Here is a 14,456-nt window from a genome sequence, read left to right on the forward strand (position 1 = left end):
CGGCTTACTTCACCTCGCCCTTCGCGGCGTCGTAGGTCGGGGCATCCGGGGCGTCCTTCGCGGGGCCGACACCGATCGGCACACCTGCCTCGGGGTGGTTCAGGTCGAAGGCCGGGGACTCGGAACGGATCCGCGGGATCGACGTGAAGTTGTGGCGGGGCGGCGGGCAGCTGGTGGCCCACTCGAGCGAGCGGCCGTAGCCCCACGGGTCGTTCACGGCGACCTTCGGTGCGTTCCGGGCCGTCACGTAGACGTTGAAGATGAACGGCAGGAACGAGATCGCGAGGATCATCGAGCCGATCGTCGACAGCTGGTTCATCCAGGTGAAACCGTCGTTCGGCAGGTAGGTCGCGTAACGACGCGGCATACCGATGACGCCCAGCCAGTGCTGGATGAGGAACGTGGTGTGGAACCCGATGAACAGCAGCCAGAAGTGGATCTTGCCGAGGCGCTCGTTGAGCATCTTGCCCGTCCACTTCGGCCACCAGAAGTAGAAGCCGGAGAACATCGCGAAGACGACGGTCCCGAAGACCACGTAGTGGAAGTGCGCGACGACGAAGTACGAGTCGGACACGTGGAAGTCGAGCGGCGGCGACGCCAGGATCACACCGGTCAGACCACCGAACGTGAACGTGATGAGGAAGCCGACGGCCCACAGCAGCGGGGTCTCGAAGGTCACCGAACCGCGCCACATCGTGCCGACCCAGTTGAAGATCTTCACGCCGGTCGGGACCGCGATGAGCATCGTCATGAGCGAGAACCAGGGCAGCAGGACGCCACCGGTGACGTACATGTGGTGCGCCCAGACCGTGACCGACAGGGCCGCGATCGCGATGGTCGCGTAGACGAGGGTCTTGTACCCGAAGATCGGCTTGCGGCTGAAGACCGGGAAGACCTCGGACACGATGCCGAAGAACGGCAACGCGATGATATACACCTCGGGGTGCCCGAAGAACCAGAACAGGTGCTGCCAGAGCAGGGCTCCGCCGTTGGCCGGGTTGAAGATCTGTGCGTCGAACACGCGGTCGAGGCCGAGGCCGAACAGCGCGGTGGCGAGCACCGGGAACGCCATCAGCACGAGCAGGGCCGTCACGAGGGTGTTCCACGTGAAGATCGACATGCGGAACATGGTCAGACCCGGGGCGCGCATCGTGATGATGGTGGTGATGAAGTTCACCGCGCCGAGGATCGTCGAGAAGCCCGTCATGCCGAGTCCGAAGACCCAGAGTGTGCCGCCGAGCCCTGGTGTGAACGTCGTGTCACTCAGTGGCGCGTAGGCGAACCACCCGAACGAGGCCGCACCCTGCGGGGTGAGGAAGCCACCGACCGCGATGAGCGAGCCGAACAGGTAGAGCCAGAACGCGAAGCCGTTGAGTCGCGGGAAGGCGACGTCGGGAGCACCGATCTGGAGCGGCATGATCGCGTTCGCGAAGCCCGAGAACAGCGGCGTCGCGAACATCAGCAGCATGATCGTGCCGTGCATCGTGAAGAGCTGGTTGTACTGCTCCTTCGTCGCGACCACGTGCAGGCCGGGCTCGAACAGCTGGGCGCGGATGACCAGGGCCATCACACCTGCGAGCAGGAAGAAGACGAACGACGCGATCAGGTACATGTACCCGATGGTCTTGTGGTCGGTGGAGGTGATCCACCGGACGATGATGTTGCCCTTCCGGCCCACCTTCGACGCCTGGAAGTCCGGCGAAGCAGTCTGGGTCGGTTGGCCGACGAAAGACGTTGTCATCTGACGAGCCCCTACTTGTTCTCGCTGGACGCCTCGACCGGCGCCTTGTTGTTCGGTTCGTTCGTGTTGGTGTTGTACTCGTCGCCGAGGAGCCCGACCTTGCCCTGGTCCTTCAGGGTGTCGAGGTAGTCCTGGTACTGCGCCGGCGTGACGACCTTCACCTGGAAGAGCATGAGCGAGTGGTACTCACCGCAGAGCTCCGCGCACTTGCCCTGGTACGTCCCGAGCTTCTCCGGGATGAAGTACTCCCAGTTCGTCTTGCCGGGGAGCATGTCCTTCTTGTACAGGAAGTCGATGATCCAGAAGGAGTGGTCGACGTCGCGCGAGGAGAGCTCGATCGCGACCTTCTTGCCCTGCGGCAGGTAGAGGGTCGGCAGCTGCGACTCGTCGATGGCGCCCTTGGCGTTCTCTTCTTCCTGGGCCTGGATGCCCTGGTAGTAGACGCTGTCCTCGGGGTTGTCCTTGTTGATGTAGTTGAAGTCCCACGCCCAGCGCTTGCCGTACACGTGCACGGTGGCGTCTGGGTCGTCGAACGGCTTCTCGATCGCGGCCTGGTCCTTCGCGGTGAAGGCGAAGAAGCCGAGCACCAGGATGAGCGGCACGATCGTGTAGAAGATCTCGAGCGGCATGTTGTAGCGCATCTGCACGGGCAGGCCGGTCTGGCCCTTCCGGCGGCGGTACACGATGGCGGCCCAGATGATCAGGCCCCAGACGATGAGACCGACGGCGAGGAGCACCACCCAGCTGGTGGTCCACAGGCCGACGATGCGGCTCGTGTGGTTGGTGACGTCCTTCGTCTCCTCCGTGCCGGGGAGCCATCCGTTCATCTGCTGCTGCGTGCAGCCAGCCAGTGCGATGACCAGACCGACGGCCACCGGGACGGCCGCCCAACGTATACGGCGATTCGAACGCACTGTTACCTCTCGCAAAGACGTGAGCTCGGAGCCTAACCCGCCGAGCCGCACGAAGGCGACACTTGGCTGGCTCCCAGCTTGATTGGAACACTCCTAGCTTACTCGCAGCTCGCCACCGCTCGTGCACACCCGACACGCTCATCGCCGCGATCCGCACTCCTGACCGGCCGTTTTCCCCGGTCACGCTGCGACCAGGTGCACCGACGAACGCGAGCGGGGAGCGACCGTGTCGGTCGCTCCCCGCTCGCGTGTCGGATCGGCTGGTGATCAGTGGAAGCTGTCACCGCACGCGCAGCTGCCCTGCGCGTTGGGGTTGTCGATCGTGAAGCCCTGCTTCTGGATGGTGTCCTCGAAGTCGATCGTCGCGCCGTCGAGGTACGGGACGCTCATCTTGTCGACGACGACCTCGACCCCGTCGAACTCGGCGGTGACGTCACCGTCGAGCAGGCGCTCGTCGAAGTACAGCTGGTAGATCAGGCCCGAGCAGCCCCCGGGCTGGACGGCGAGGCGCAGGCGAAGGTCGTCGCGGCCCTCCTGCTCGAGGAGACTCGCCACCTTGCCGGCCGCGGCGTCGCTCAGGAGGACGCCGTGCGAGGCTGCCTCGGTCGCCGGTGCGTCGGTGGTGATGGTGTCGCTCATCGCGCGTCTCCCTCCGGGCGGTGCGGTTCACCGCGCCTGGCGTCGATTGTAAGCACCGTCAGCTGCGCGTCGCGAGCCGGGCGAGCAGGATCGCCTCGGACGCGATGGCCCGGTGCAGGACGCCGAGGTGCTGCGACTCGTTCGGGCTGTGCGCCCGGGTGTCCGGGTCCTCGACCCCGGTGACCAGGATCTGGGCCTCCGGGAACTCCGCGGCGAGGTCCGAGACGAACGGGATCGAGCCGCCGATGCCCTGCTCGACCGCCTCGGCACCCCAGCCCTCGCGCATGGCCGTGCGTGCCTCCTGGACGGCCCAACCGGCCGTGTCGACGAGGAAGCCGTCGCCGCTGTCCGGTTCGGTGATCTCCATGCGGGCGCCGAAGGGCACGTGTGCCCGCAGGTGCCGTTCGACGGCGGCGTACGCCTCGCGCGCGTCCTGGCCGGGCGCGACCCGGACCGAGACGCGGGCCGAGACGGACGGCAGCAGCGTGTTCGAGGCGTTCGCGACGCTCGGCACGTCCATGCCGGTCACGGTGATCGACGGCTGGAACCACATGCGGGACAGGACCTCGCCGGTGCCGATCGGCCGGACGCCCGCAACGAGGGCCGCGTCGACGGCGAGCTCGTCGTCGGTGCGCGACGGGACGTCGGCCTCGTACGAGGTGAGCCCCTCCACCGCGACGGAACCGGCGTCGTCGTGCAGCGACGCGAGCAGCTTCACCATCGGGATCATCGCGTCCGGGGCCGCTCCCCCGAACATGCCGCTGTGGCTCGCGTGCTCGAGGGTCGTCAGGGTGAGCTTGAACGTGACGTTGCCACGGAGTGAGACCGTGATCGACGGCACGTCCACCGACCAGTTGTCGCTGTCGGCCACCACGATGACGTCGGCGGCCAGGTGCTCCTTCTGCTCGCGCAGGAAGGTGCGGAAGGACCGGGAGCCGAACTCCTCCTCGCCCTCGACGAACAGCACGACGCCGAGGTCGAGGTCGTCACCGAACTGCGCGTGGATCGCCCGCAGCGACGCGATGTGGGTCATCACGCCGGCCTTGTCGTCCGAGGCGCCGCGCCCGTACAGACGGTCACCACGGAGCGTCGGCTCGAACGGCGGGGTCTCCCACAATGCGTCGTCGCCCTGCGGCTGCACGTCGTGGTGGGCGTAGAGCATCACGGTCGGCTTGCCGTTCCGGGCCGGGCGGACGGCGAGCACCGCGGGCTGGCCGAGCTCAGCGCCGGAGGTCTCGGCGTCGGCCGTGTCCCCATCGACGGCCGACCGCACGATCCGCACGTCGTCGGCGCCGAACACGCCGGTTGACCGCGCCAGGTCCGCCACGGCCTCGGCGCTCGCCCGCACGTTCGCCGGGTCGAACGCCGACCACGACACCGACGGGATCCGCACCAGGGCGGACAGATCGGCGATCGTCGTGGGCAGTGCACCCTGTACCTGTTCGCGCAGGGCGTCGAGGAGCGCGGGGTCGGTCGCGGAGCTGGGCTGTGCGGTGTCGGTCATGCCCGGTAATCTAGAGGACGATCCCGCACGCACAACGCCGTTAGGAACGCACCGTGGCGAAGGCAGCCCCCAAGACCAACACGACCGTCAACCCGACCGAGGAAGAACTCCTCGAGCAGGGCAAGGGCCGCCCGACGCCGTCCCGCCGTGAGCGCGAAGCCGCGAACCGCCGTCCCCTCGTCGGCAACACGCCGGTCGACAAGAAGGCCGCCCGCGCGCGTCTCAACTCCGAGCGCGAGCGTGCCCGGGTCGGCATGGCCAACGGCGAGGAGCGCTACCTGCCGGCGAAGGACCGCGGTGAGCAGCGTCGCTTCGTCCGCAACTGGATCGACGCGCGCTGGAACGTCGGCGAGATCATGATGCCCGTGCTCGTGCTGTTCCTGATCGTCGGGTTCGCCGCTTCGCAGACCGCGATCGCGTCGTACTCGCTCCTGCTCGTCTGGGCGTTCGTGGCCCTGTTCGTGCTCGACTGCGTGGTGCTCTGGCTCTCGATGCGCCGCAAGCTCACCACCAAGTTCGGCGAGATGCAGCGCGGCACGTTCCTGTACATCCTGACTCGGGCGTGGCAGCTGCGGTTCCTGCGCCTGCCGAAGCCCCAGGTCAAGCGCGGGCAGTACCCCGCCCTCTGACACCAGCGCCGCTGTCCGAAGCGCCGTCCGGCCTCGCCGGGCGGCGCTTCGTCGTTCCGGAGCGCGCGGCTCGGGTTGGGATTCGGGGCCCGGGCCCCGCGACTCGCCGCATGCGTGCCGCCGAGGTTCCACGACCCGCCGCGTGCGTGCCACCGAGGTTCCACGACCCGCCGCGTGCGTGCCACCGAGGTTCCACGACCCGCCGCGTGCGTGCCACCGAGGTTCCACAGCTGCCCCGCTGGCGCGGCGAGGTTCTGAAATCTCGGAACCTCGCTGGCCGCATCCGGGCGTGGCGACGCACCGGCGGACGGGAGGCACGGGGCGGGGTCGCACCGTGCCTCCCGTCCCAGGGGTGGTCGACGAGGTTCCGCGACTCGCCGCGTGCGTGTCGTCGAGGTTCCACGAACGGCCGCTACGGGCCGCGAGATGCCGAGATTTCGGAACCTGGAGGGACGTCGGAGTCGGGGCGGCAGAGTCGGGGCGACGGAGTCGGGCGGGCGGGCACGCCCGCGCCACCGCGCTCAGCGGGCGGCGCGACGCAGCCGCTTGCGGCGCAAGCGGTTGATGCGGGTGGCCCAGCTCGGCCCCTCGTAGAGGAACGCCGTGTAGCCCTGCACCAGGGTGGCCCCGGCGTCGATGCGGTCCTGCACGTCCTGCTCGGTCGTCACACCGCCGACGGCGATGACGCAGAACTCGGCCGGCACCGCGGCACGGACGCGACGCAGCACCTCGAGCGAACGCGCTGCGACGGGCGCGCCGGAGAGTCCGCCGGCACCCATGGCCTCGACGTCGGCAGGATCCGCAGTGAGTCCTGATCGGGAGATCGTCGTGTTGTTGGCGATGATGCCGGACAGCCCGAGCGACACCGCGAGATCGGCGATGGCGTCGACCTGCTCGTCGGTCAGGTCCGGCGCGATCTTCACCAGCACGGGCGTGTCACCGGCGGCGTCACGGACGGCGGACAGCAGCGGGCGGAGCTGGTCGAGTTCCTGCAGGCCGCGCAGGCCGGGCGTGTTCGGGGAGCTGACGTTGACGGCCAGGTAGTCGGCGAACGGCGCGAGGCGACGCGTCGACTCCAGGTAGTCGTCGATGGCGTCCTCGACGGCGACGACGCGGCTCTTGCCGATGTTCACGCCGATGACGGGCCGGCCCGGGTTGCGGCGGGCGCGCTCGAGGCGTCGGGCCGCAGCGCCGGCGCCGTGGTTGTTGAAGCCCATCCGGTTGATGAGCGCGCGGTCCTCGATGAGCCGGAACAGGCGCGGACGCTCGTTGCCCGGCTGGGGCTTCGCGGTGATCGTGCCGACCTCGACGTGCCCGAAGCCGAGCAGGCCGAGGCCGCCGATGCCGCGGGCGTCCTTGTCGAACCCGGCGGCGAGGCCGAAGCGGGACGGGAAGTGGATGCCCATCGTCGTGATGCCGTCGGCCGCCGAGGGCCGGGAGTAGCGCTCGACCAGACCGCCCACGAACGGCACGTGCGGCAGGGCCTTGATGACGGCGAACGCCAGGTGGTGCGCCCGCTCGGGGTCCATCTTGGCGAAGACCGACCGGAAGACGACGGCGTACCCGGAGCGGACCAGGCCTTCCGCGATGCCGCTCACGCGCCGGCACCGGCCGACGAGCCGGCGGCACCCGCAGGCGAACCGGCAGCCCCCGCAGCCGAACCGGCGGCACCCGCCGACGCGCCCGCAGCGTGGTGGTCGCGGCGGAGCTGGCCGATGGCGTCCTCGAAGTCCTCGAGCGAGTCGAACGCCTGGTAGACGCTGGCGAACCGCAGGTAGGCGACCTCGTCGAGCTCCCGGAGCGGCGCGAGGATCGCGAGCCCGATGTCGTTGGCGTCGATCTGGCTCGAGCCGGACGACCGCACGGTCTCCTCGACGCGCTGCGCGAGCACGGCCAGGTCGCCGTCGGTGACCGGGCGCCCCTGGCAGGCCTTGCGGACGCCGGAGACGATCTTGTCGCGGCTGAAGGGTTCGGTGACGCCGTTGCGCTTGACGACGTTGAGCGACGCGGTCTCGGTGGTCGAGAAGCGTCGTCCGCAGTTCGGGCACTGTCGACGGCGGCGGATGGAGGTTCCGTCGTCGCTCGTCCGTGAGTCGACGACGCGGGAGTCCGGGTGGCGGCAGAAGGGGCAGAACATGTCGTCGCCCAGGCTATCGGTTCGTGCGCTCCGTCACGGCGGCACCGTGCGCGGGGAGCTGCTCCTCGGTCGACAGGGCGACGATGTGCGCGGCGACCCCGTCGAGCGCCGACGCCGAGTAGCGGATGACCTGCTGCGGCCGCATGAACGTGGACGCGGACAGGCCGGACCCGAAGCGCGCCTGACCACCGGTCGGCAGCACGTGGTTCGAGCCGGCCAGGTAGTCCCCCAGGCTGACGGGCGTGCTCGGTCCGACGAACACCGCTCCGGCCGCGTCGATGTCGGCGAGCACCGCGTCGTCGTCGGCGGTCTGGATCTCCAGGTGCTCCGGTCCGTACGCGTTGCTCACGGTCGCGGCGTCGGTGAGCGAGTCCACCAGCACGATCGCGGACTGCGGTCCGTCCAGGGCGGTCTGGAGGCGCGCAGCCGTCCCGAGCACCGCCGTGCGCTCCGGGATGGCGGCTTCCACCGCATCGGCGAACGTCGCCGACGTCGTCACCAGCACGCTGCCGGCCTGCTCGTCGTGCTCGGCCTGGCTGATGAGGTCGGCGGCGACGAACCCGGGGTCGGCGGTCTCGTCGGCGATCACGAGGATCTCGGTGGCGCCGGCCTCGGCGTCGATGCCGACGACCCCGCGAACCAGGCGCTTCGCCGCGGCCACGTAGTTGTTGCCCGGACCGGTGACCAGGTCGACGGGCTCGAGGTCGATCTCGGCGACGCCGTACGCCAGCGCGCCGACGGCTCCGGCGCCGCCCATCGCGTAGACCTCGTCGATGCCGAGCAGCCCGGCCGCGGCCAGGATGGTCGGGTGGACCGCACCGCCGTGGTCGCGCTGCGGCGGGGAAACGAGCGCGATCGAACGCACACCGGCGACCTGCGCGGGGACGACGTTCATGACGACGCTCGACGGGTAGACGGCTTTGCCGCCGGGCACGTAGAGCCCGACGCGGCGCATCGGCTGCCAGCGCTGGTGCACCTCGGCGCCGTCGGCGAGCGTGGTGACGGAGCCGGCGGGGACCTGCGCGGCGCTGGCGGCACGGACGCGACGGATGGCTTCGTCGAGCGCTTCCCGTAGTTCGGGTGTCAGCCCGGCGACGGCTGCCGCGATCTCGGCGACCGGCACCCGGACGTTCGCCGGGGCGCCGCCGTCGAAGCGTTCGGCCTGGTCGTGCAGCGCGTCCGCTCCGCGGTGTCGGACGTCCTCGACGAGCTCGCGGGCGGCGTCGACCGCGTGCGAGACGTCGCCCACGGCGCGCGGCATGAGTCGGAGGAGTTCGGCACGGGCGGGCAGGCCACCACGGAGGTCGATTCGCTGCATCATCAGGAGACAAGCCTACCGAGGTGCACCCCCACGCCCAGTAACGTGAGGGTCGATGAACTTCGAGAAGGCACGGCGCCTCGTCAGCGACCTCGTCCGGGTGAACGAGCGGTACGCGCGGGACGGCCACTACCGCAACGACGTCCGCGAGCGGCTGGGGCGGACGGTGTCCCGCGTGGACGTCGGTGTGGCCCGGCGCGAGCGCGACCGAGCACCGCTGGCCGCCCGTCCGTTCGAGGGGCTGGTCGAGACGAGCCTCGCCCTGGCGGGCATCCGGACCGTTGACCGCGAGCCCGAGGTGGTGCTCGTGGTGGACGAGCTCCGCGAGGGCGCGGCGTTCGCGGGTGTCCAGACGGCGTTGGCCGTCGCGCTCGCCCTCGGTGCGCGACTGGGCCGGTCGGTCCGGGTGGTCATGGTCCGCTGGACGACGCCGGGCAACAGTGCCGCCGCGGCCGAGGCGCTCGTGGCGGACCGGTTCCCGGCGTCGCGGGTCGACGGCCGCCCGGGCGTCCGCGTGGTCCGTCGCGAGGACGTCCTGGACACCGAGTTCGGCCGCGACGACGTCTGGATCGCCACGCACTGGAAGACCGCGCACCCGCTCGACGTCGCCGTCACCGCCGGGGTCGTCCCCCACGACCGGGTGGCGTACCTGGTGCAGGACTACGAGCCCGGCTTCAGCCCGTGGTCGACCGAGTACGCCGTGGCCGCGTCGACCTACCGCGCCGGCTTCCGCATGCTCGTCAACTCGGAACCCCTGCGGAAGTACCTCGCCGACGTCGAGGACCTGGACGTGCCGCCGGAGCGCACCTTCGCACCGCACCTCGACGTCGAGCTGCTCGAGCGCGTCGCGGCGGCCCGGCAGCACGAGGACGTGGTCCGGGTGCTGTTCTACGGACGCCCGAGCAAGCACCGCAACCTGTTCCGGCTCGGGGTCGCCGCCCTGCGTGTCGCGGTGCAGGAGCTCGCGGCCGACGGCATCCGGGTGGAGTTCCACTCGGCCGGCGAGCAGCACGGCGACGTCGAGCTCGACGGCGGGCGCGGCGACGTCAAGCTCGTGAGCCACGGCACGATGCCGTGGGACGACTACTTCCGCTTCATCGCCTCGACCAACGTCGTGCTCTCGCTGCAGCACAGTCCGCACCCGAGCCACCCGCCGTTCGACGGCGCGATCTCCGGTGCCCGCGTGGTCACGAACGAGTTCCGCGGCACCCGGGAGCACCTGCACCCCAACCTGGCAGCGGTCCCCGCCGACGCCCGGTCGCTCGGCCTGGCCGTGGCCGACGCCGTCCGCCGCGCCGCGGCCGAGGGCCCCACCGGCTTCGCCCCGCTCGCCGAGCACGCGCTCGGCGGTCCGCTCGACGCAGCAGTCGACGCACTCGCCACCGCGATCGAGCACGACGGCCAGCACCACCACGAGGAGTCCACCCGATGACCCGCACCACCCTCGTCGTCGTCCCCGTCTACGGGGACCTCGAGTCCCTGCTGCGCTGCGTGGACGGGCTCGTCGAGCACCTCGACACGTCCGTGCACCGGGTGCTGCTCGTCAACGACTGCGGTCCCGACGCCGACGCGATCGAGCGCGCCCTGCTCGAGCGGATCGACGGCCGCCCCGGGTTCCGGTACGAGCGCAACGACCACAACCTCGGGTTCGTGGGCACCTGCAACCGCGCCGTCCTCGAACTCGACCGCGGCTCCGACGACACCGACGGCACCGACGACGCCGGCGAGGCAGTCCTGCTGCTCAACAGCGACGCCGTCCCCACCGCGGGCTTCCTGGACGCCATGCTCGACGTGCTCGACGAGGACCGCACCGGCGTCGTCACGGCGCGCAGTGACAACGCCACGATCGCGAGCATCCCCTACCGACTGACGAACCGCGGCGCCGCACGCACCGAGGAGCGCACGCGAGCAGTCTGGGGCGCGGTCGCCCCGCTCCTGCCGGTCTCGCAGGTCCTGCCGGTCGCGATGGGCTTCTGCTTCCTCACCCGCCGCGAACTGATCGCGGAGCACGGGCTGTTCGACGACGCCTTCGCCCCCGGGTACGGCGAGGAGAACGACTACTGCCTGCGCCTCGCCGAGCACGGCTGGACGTCGCGGATCGCCAACCGCGCGCTGGTGCTGCACGCCGGCGGCAAGAGCTTCTCGGGCAACCGCAACGCCCTCCGTGCTGCGCACCAGCGCGAACTCGAGCGCCGCTACCCGTTCCTGCCGGACGCCGTCGCCGCCTACCAGCGGCACGGCTCGACGGCGACGGAGCGATTCGCCGACGCCCTGGTGCCCGCGGGTCCCCCGCCCCGCCTCGCCGTCGACCTGCGGCACGTCGCGGACGCCGGTGGCCTGGTCCGCGAGATCGACGGGGCCTTCGCGGACGGCTTCGACCTGGAGGCCCGGCTCGCCCCCGGCACGTCGGCCCCCGGCGGGTGGACGGTCACCTCCGACGCCCCGAACCCGGACGACCTCGTCACCGTCACCGTCCTCGTGGACCCCACGCCCGCCGAGGTCGTCGCCGCCAACCGGCGGTCGCTCGAGCTCGTCGTCGTCCGGACCGAGCCGACCTCGACACCGTGGTCGTCACGAGCGCACCGGGCCGGAGCCGACCAGGTCACCGTCCTGCTGGACCCGCACGTCGTCGCCACGACCCGCGGCGGACTCGTCGCGGCGCGCGAGCAGCTCGACCGTCGCCTGACCGCGCCGCTCGCGTCGCGCTCCGAGGCCCTCGAGGGCCGCTGGGCAGCGCTCCTCCCCCTCGACCTCACCGCCGCCGAGTTCGCGGCGGCGAACGCCTCCGACGAGGTCACCCGGCTCCGCCGCGAGCTCGACGACCTGCGCGCGAGCCGCTCGTTCCGCACCGGCCAGGCGATCGCCAAGGTCGCCGCACGCCTGCCGGGTCGCCGCTGATGGCCGAGGCGAAGGGCCTCGGCCGCGTCGCGCGACGCCTGGCGCGTCCGTTCCGTGGCCCCGAGAAGCCGTTGACCGTCACGGACCGGCTCGACCGTTGGGCCCGGCGGATCGCCGAGTTCGGTGTCCTCGACCGCGCGTACCTCGAAGCGCAGACCGGACGGACGTTCGACAGCGACGCCGAGGCCATCGCCTTCTACGTGCACAACGACGGGCAGCGGGGGCTCTCGCTGCACCCGCTCATCGAGCACGAGTGGATGCGCGAGCACCAGCCCGTCCCCGCGATGTCCTGGTACGACGCCCTCCACCAGGAGGGCCCGGAGCTCTTCCAGACCGGACCGCTCTTCGACGCCGGCGTGTACGCCGCCTCGGTGCCGGAAGCCGACCGCCCGGCGTCGACGCTCGATGCGCTCCGTGACTTCCTGCGGAACGCGACCGACGCGACCACGCTCCCCGTGCCTCCCGGTCGCCGTGGCCACGCACCCACCTGGGGCGCCGCACGCGACGCAGCCGTCTCCGCTGCCCGCGCCTTCGCCGACGCGCAGCACCGCACCCGGCGTCGCTACCGGGCCACGTGGGACGGACCCGACGTCACCGAGGCACTCGCCCGGTACCCGCGCGGGGTCGCACGGCGTGACGCGGAGCAACCGCTCGTGTCGGTCGTGATGCCGGTGTACCGGCGTGCCGACGTGGTCGGCGCGGCGATCGCCTCGGTACGCGCGCAGCAGCACGCGAACTGGGAGCTCCTCGTCGTCGACGACGGATCCGGCGACGAGACCGCCGACGTCGTGCGGCGCATCGCCGCCGACGAGCCGCGCGTCCGTCTGGTCGAGCGGGAGAACGGCGGGGCCGGAGCCGCACGCAACACCGGACTCGCGGCCGTCCGCGGCGACTTCGTCGCGTTCCTCGACGCCGACAACACCTGGCGGCCCGAGCACCTGTCCGCCGCACTCGCCGGGCTGCTCGAGACGGACGGCCCCGGCGTGCACACCGGCGTCCGGATGATCGGCGCGAACAACGCCGACGACTCCACCGCGCCCGCCGAGACGTACCGCGGCGAGGACGGCACGCTCGACGACCTGCTCGCCGGCAACTTCATCGACCTGAACGCGCTCGTCGTCCGTCGCGACGTCGCCGCCGCCGCCGGGCCGTTCGACGAGACCCTGCGGCGCTGGATCGACTGGGAGTGGCTGCTGCGCATCGGGAAGCGCTCCGGCGTGCCCGCGTACGTGCCCGTCATCGGTGTCGACTACGACAACATCCGCGACCCCCGACGGCTCTCCTCCGCGCAGCCCGCGTCGTGGCAGGAGGTCGCCCTCGCCCGCCACCGCATCGACTGGGACGCCCTCGCCGACGCCGTACCGGCGCGCGACGCCGAGCTGGTCTCCGTCGTCGTGCCGGTGTTCCGCGACTGGACGATGACCCGGCGCGCCGTGGACGCCGTGCTGCACGCCGCAGACCACGAAGGCGACCGGGTCGAGGTCGTCCTGATCGACAACGGGTCCCCCCGCTCGGTGTCCGCCGTGCTCGGAGCCTGGTTCGGCGACGAACCGCGGGTCCTGCTGCAGCGCGAGGACCGGAACCGGAACTTCGGGCTGGGCAGCGACCTCGGCCTGGCCCGGTCCACCGGCGGCACCGTCGTCATGCTCAACAACGACACCGAGGTCACGACCGGATGGCTGCGGCCGCTCGTCGCCGCGCTGGACGACCCGACGGTGCTCGGCGCGCAACCGCTGCTCGTGTACCCGGACGGGGTCGTGCAGGCAGCGGGCACGGTGTTCGGCGGGGACAAGGTGCTGCCCTGGCACTTCCTCGGCGACCACCCGCGGTACGACGCTTCGCGGGCGTTGGCGGGTGCCGGGACCGACGCCGCCCGGCTGGGTGCTGCCGGTGGTCGCCGCTTCTGGGCGATCACTGCTGCTGCCGCTGCGTTCCGGGCCGTCGACCTGATCCGCTGGCACGGGTTCGACCCGGTGTTCGCGAACGGGCTCGAGGACGTCGACCTGTGCCTCCGGGCCCTCGCCGCGTCACCGGACGGCTCGGCCTTCGCCGTCGTGCCGTCCTCGGTCGTCGTGCACCACGAGAGCCGCACCCCCGGTCGTGACGACGCCCGCGTGGACAACCGGCGCGTGTTCGACGAGCGCTGGCGTGGGCGGTACCCGGCGGCGGACGCAGCAGGGCACTACGAGGCCGCCGGACTGCGGTGGCTCGGGGTCGAGCCGGGGCTGCCGAAGGGGCACGCCGTGATGGTGCGGTCGTCGCGGCCGATCGTCGTCCGGGACTGGGCGGGTGCTGCCGGTGCTGCCGGCGTTTCCGGTGCTGTCGGCGCTTCCGGTGCTGCCGGCGCTGCCGGTCTCCGAATCGCGGTGAAGCACGACGGGACCCGGGTGGCGGACGTCAGCGCGCTCGTGACGGCGCTCGAGGCTGACGGTCACTCCGTGCAGGTCGACCTGCCGACGTCCTGGTACCGGGGGTCGAGCGGACTGGACGACGTCACGGTGCTGGTCGCTGGCGGTTCGGGAACGGGAGTGCCGTCGTTCGTGCCGCAGCCGGGTGCACGGAACGTCGTGTGGCTCGCGGCGGGACAGGTCGTGGCCGACGGGGACTTCGCCGAGGTGGTTTCGGCGGATGCCGGAGCCGAGCGGGTCGTCCGGGCACTCTGACCCGAGCCTTCGT

The 14,456-nt window shown here is 71.2% G+C and carries 11 protein-coding genes; 4 read left to right on the top strand and 7 right to left on the bottom strand.

All coding sequences use genetic code 11. The features are described from left to right. Nucleotides 1–4: 4 nt before the first annotated feature. The 4 genes from ctaD to EDF63_RS10365 form a co-directional block, all read right to left on the bottom strand. Nucleotides 5–1,741 carry a cytochrome c oxidase subunit I gene (ctaD, locus tag EDF63_RS10350; RefSeq protein WP_173168381.1) on the bottom strand — a complete coding sequence of 579 codons (1,737 nt, stop codon included), beginning with the start codon at nt 1,739–1,741 and terminating at the stop codon, nt 5–7. Between the two features lie 11 nt (nt 1,742–1,752). After that, complete coding sequence (coxB, locus tag EDF63_RS10355) at nt 1,753–2,655, bottom strand: cytochrome c oxidase subunit II (RefSeq protein WP_111085770.1); 903 nt, start codon at nt 2,653–2,655, stop codon at nt 1,753–1,755. A gap of 267 nt (nt 2,656–2,922) precedes the next feature. Beyond that, the gene (locus EDF63_RS10360; protein WP_123312923.1) at nt 2,923–3,294 is read right to left on the bottom strand and encodes an iron-sulfur cluster assembly accessory protein; all 372 of its coding nucleotides are present in this window, start codon (nt 3,292–3,294) and stop codon (nt 2,923–2,925) included. Between the two features lie 58 nt (nt 3,295–3,352). Further along, on the bottom strand, nt 3,353–4,798 hold the full coding sequence (locus tag EDF63_RS10365; protein ID WP_123312924.1) for a dipeptidase: 1,446 nt from the start codon (nt 4,796–4,798) through the stop codon (nt 3,353–3,355). A 53-nt stretch (nt 4,799–4,851) separates the two neighbouring features. On the opposite strand from EDF63_RS10365, the gene EDF63_RS10370 reads away from it, so the two are divergent. Next, the gene (locus EDF63_RS10370) at nt 4,852–5,427 is read left to right on the top strand and encodes a DUF3043 domain-containing protein (protein WP_123312925.1); all 576 of its coding nucleotides are present in this window, start codon (nt 4,852–4,854) and stop codon (nt 5,425–5,427) included. Nucleotides 5,428–5,948: 521 nt separating this feature from the next. Here EDF63_RS10370 and EDF63_RS10375 read toward each other — a convergent pair. The 3 genes from EDF63_RS10375 to hisD are packed head-to-tail and all read right to left on the bottom strand — an operon-like array spanning nt 5,949 to nt 8,885. Continuing rightward, nucleotides 5,949–7,016 carry a quinone-dependent dihydroorotate dehydrogenase gene (locus tag EDF63_RS10375; RefSeq protein ID WP_395871853.1) on the bottom strand — a complete coding sequence of 356 codons (1,068 nt, stop codon included), beginning with the start codon at nt 7,014–7,016 and terminating at the stop codon, nt 5,949–5,951. Between the two features lie 5 nt (nt 7,017–7,021). Continuing rightward, nucleotides 7,022–7,564: a transcriptional regulator NrdR gene (nrdR, locus tag EDF63_RS10380; protein ID WP_123312927.1), complete on the bottom strand. Its 543-nt coding sequence runs from the start codon at nt 7,562–7,564 to the stop codon at nt 7,022–7,024. A 13-nt stretch (nt 7,565–7,577) separates the two neighbouring features. After that, nucleotides 7,578–8,885 (bottom strand): histidinol dehydrogenase, encoded by a 1,308-nt coding sequence (gene hisD / locus EDF63_RS10385; RefSeq protein WP_123312928.1) that lies wholly within the window; start codon nt 8,883–8,885, stop codon nt 7,578–7,580. 52 nt (nt 8,886–8,937) lie between these two features. Here hisD and EDF63_RS18670 point away from each other — a divergent pair, with 52 nt between their 5' ends. From EDF63_RS18670 to EDF63_RS10400, 3 genes are read left to right on the top strand one after another with little or no spacing between them, the layout of a single operon-like run. Next, nucleotides 8,938–10,314 (top strand): hypothetical protein, encoded by a 1,377-nt coding sequence (locus tag EDF63_RS18670; protein WP_185021368.1) that lies wholly within the window; start codon nt 8,938–8,940, stop codon nt 10,312–10,314. Continuing rightward, complete coding sequence (locus EDF63_RS10395) at nt 10,311–11,780, top strand: glycosyltransferase family 2 protein (RefSeq protein ID WP_123312929.1); 1,470 nt, start codon at nt 10,311–10,313, stop codon at nt 11,778–11,780. Before EDF63_RS18670 ends, EDF63_RS10395 begins: the two co-directional genes overlap by 4 nt. Next, entirely contained in the window at nt 11,780–14,443 is a 2,664-nt protein-coding gene (locus tag EDF63_RS10400) for a glycosyltransferase (protein ID WP_123312930.1), read from the top strand. Before EDF63_RS10395 ends, EDF63_RS10400 begins: the two co-directional genes overlap by 1 nt. Nucleotides 14,444–14,456: the final 13 nt, after the last annotated feature.

Origin of the sequence: Curtobacterium sp. JUb34, assembly GCF_003755065.1 — a bacterium.
In the GTDB taxonomy this organism is placed as follows: Bacteria; Actinomycetota; Actinomycetes; order Actinomycetales; family Microbacteriaceae; genus Curtobacterium.

Bases quoted from the DNA above. Each gene is read 5' to 3' on its own strand.
- ctaD (WP_173168381.1), bottom strand. From the start codon at position 1,741: ATGACAACGTCTTTCGTCGGCCAACCGACCCAGACTGCTTCGCCGGAC.
- EDF63_RS10360 (WP_123312923.1), bottom strand. From the start codon at position 3,294: ATGAGCGACACCATCACCACCGACGCACCGGCGACCGAGGCAGCCTCG.
- EDF63_RS10365 (WP_123312924.1), bottom strand. From the start codon at position 4,798: ATGACCGACACCGCACAGCCCAGCTCCGCGACCGACCCCGCGCTCCTC.
- nrdR (WP_123312927.1), bottom strand. From the start codon at position 7,564: ATGTTCTGCCCCTTCTGCCGCCACCCGGACTCCCGCGTCGTCGACTCA.
- hisD (WP_123312928.1), bottom strand. From the start codon at position 8,885: ATGATGCAGCGAATCGACCTCCGTGGTGGCCTGCCCGCCCGTGCCGAA.
- EDF63_RS18670 (WP_185021368.1), top strand. From the start codon at position 8,938: ATGAACTTCGAGAAGGCACGGCGCCTCGTCAGCGACCTCGTCCGGGTG.
- EDF63_RS10395 (WP_123312929.1), top strand. From the start codon at position 10,311: ATGACCCGCACCACCCTCGTCGTCGTCCCCGTCTACGGGGACCTCGAG.
- EDF63_RS10400 (WP_123312930.1), top strand. From the start codon at position 11,780: ATGGCCGAGGCGAAGGGCCTCGGCCGCGTCGCGCGACGCCTGGCGCGT.